The organism is Marinobacter manganoxydans MnI7-9, assembly GCF_000235625.1.
Lineage (GTDB): Bacteria > Pseudomonadota > Gammaproteobacteria > Pseudomonadales > Oleiphilaceae > Marinobacter > Marinobacter manganoxydans.
Genome location: NZ_AGTR01000050.1, coordinates 1 through 2,107, shown reverse-complemented (window position 1 = coordinate 2,107; position 2,107 = coordinate 1). Strand labels below are relative to the sequence as shown.

Annotated in this window: 1 protein-coding gene; it reads right to left on the bottom strand. The window is 48.8% G+C overall.

Going from position 1 to position 2,107, the window contains the following annotated elements:
- Positions 1-80: 80 nt before the first annotated feature.
- Positions 81-1,631 (bottom strand): hypothetical protein, encoded by a 1,551-nt coding sequence (locus KYE_RS11960; RefSeq protein WP_008173682.1) that lies wholly within the window; start codon positions 1,629-1,631, stop codon positions 81-83.
- Between the last annotated feature and the right edge of the window lie 476 nt (positions 1,632-2,107).

Here is a 2,107-nt window from a genome sequence, read left to right as displayed (position 1 = left end):
GTAAAATATAAAAATTAATTTTTTATATAGTAAATGTGCCCCCAAATATGCCCCCAATCATTCTTTATCACTTGCCAGTTTTAACACGCAGAAACCCCTACTCCTAAATCTAAAACGCCTTGTGAATGCAGGCTGCTCATAAAAGCTCCAATAGCATCAGCGTAAAATACGTGTGCAAATGCTGGATGATTTCGATCGTTATCGGTTGTGTCGTAGAGAATGTCCGCCAGCGGAGTGGCATCGTCTAGACCTATTCGCACAATTCCCAAGTGAAGGCTCATTGGCTGTACTTTTTCTGCCAATTGTAGCCGCACCCTCGCCAGAATTTGAGGGCGATCTTTGAGGAGTCCATGTAACTCATAGGTCATATATTCTGACAGCTTAAGATATCGAGTACTCAGCGTAAGGCCTGGAGAGCTTTTCCCAGTGTTTTGATAGTAGAGCTGAAGTATCTGAGCCAAGTATTTTGCTGTTGTAATGCCGCACCTATGCAGTGTGTCTGGAGAAGTTCTCAGATCGTTGTGTGCGGCTACCAGGAGTAGGTGTGGTGTGAAAGGGGGGTAATCGCCAATGGGGTCCGGTAAAGCTGGTTTGGTCAGTGATGGTGGGCTGTCAGGAACGAGCTCTACAGGGGCGGTCGGCCCCTTGTTGACAACTTTCAATCTTGCGCTGGGTCCAATGTTGTCGTCGTGAATGTACAAATTGGGAATATGGGAGTCCTGAAGATTTATTTGGCCGGATGCTACTGTGCTTGGAGGGCAAGATCTAAAGCCAACGGCGCATACGGCATGCAGGCCAGCAGTGCCAAGTTGGCCGACAATCAATACAGGATACCCTGATCTGATCAAAGAAGCGCAAGAGCTTGAAAATCGCTCAATGCTGAAACCCTTAACGCCGGCAACTGCCGCAAGGTCACCGTTGAATACTATGGGTGACAGGTCATGTTCCTTAATTGCCTCGCGGACTTGTTCGATGCTTAGCCCTGAGGATGGGAAAACTCGATCTCCCATAGAAGCTGTTTGATGTGCTGCCTGAGTTATATCTGCGGTCGTCGGAATAGCGTGGTGATCATCGAAGGCAGATGAGTGCAGCATCGACCACAGCCCGACAGTTGCACAGGCTCCGACGCCAGTGTCCTGTTGTTGCCACGCAAGACCGTGGACCGTCAATCTGATTCCGGCAACGTGGGCGTGGTAGTCGCGAGATGGTGTAACTACCCGTGGGGTTTCGGGCTTCAAATCTTCGTACCAAGCCAGCACGGTCCTCCCTAACGGGGTTGCGGGGATTGGTCGGATCACTACGAACCCAAGATAATTTTCTTGAAGACGTTTAATAGCGCGCTCACGGCCTGCTGCTGCTGATCGCAGCGTGGAGCGATTAAACGCTGCCCCAGCGAAGAAATGCAGCCTTCGGCAAGTGTTGGGGTAACCCGCAGTGCTTTTGCAATAGAAAGCTGCAAATTCTGCAAGATAATCTCGATCGAAATAATTCGGTTCTTCAAGGACAGTTTGAGCGCCTAAATCAGCCAAGTATCTAATTAGATAATTTTTCTGACGAAAATCAGGCAGCTTGTGAAGGGGGCTGGCTTTGTCGAATTTATGAATTTCTAGCTTTTTAGGAGTGTTGGCCATATCAATCCCTGATTCTCAAAAAGAAAAAGGGCCGACTGATAAAGCTCGACCCTTCGAAATCTTTGATCCAAACGATAGCGCTTCGCTACTACCTGATTGTGTATCTCAGCTCTTCTTCCGTTACCGGAGTGCGGTAGGGTTTAGTTCGTTCCTCGACCTCATCGTCCTTCAACCGGCGGCTTACTTGGTCGACAAGGCGAGCGGCCAGTTCGCGTGAGACTTCTTGCTCAAAATTGGGAAGCTTCGACCACTGTCTGGAATCTGTGTTCCAGAGAGTCCTACGTTTGTTAGCTAACATGACAGCTCCCTGCTAGTTCGATGAGTGACCTTTCGCTGGCAATGCAGCGCATCAGACGTGACGCCTTTTAACTTGGAGGCGTGGCAAAGTCAACTTTTTGTAGTTAACCCGAGTTATAGCCAACGCAGTCCTCAATTGCAATTCTGAATTGTAAATGTGCGTACAGGCTTGCCTGCAG

Excerpts from the sequence above, each read along its gene's own strand:
- KYE_RS11960 (WP_008173682.1), bottom strand. The coding sequence starts at position 1,631 with ATGGCCAACACTCCTAAAAAGCTAGAAATTCATAAATTCGACAAAGCC.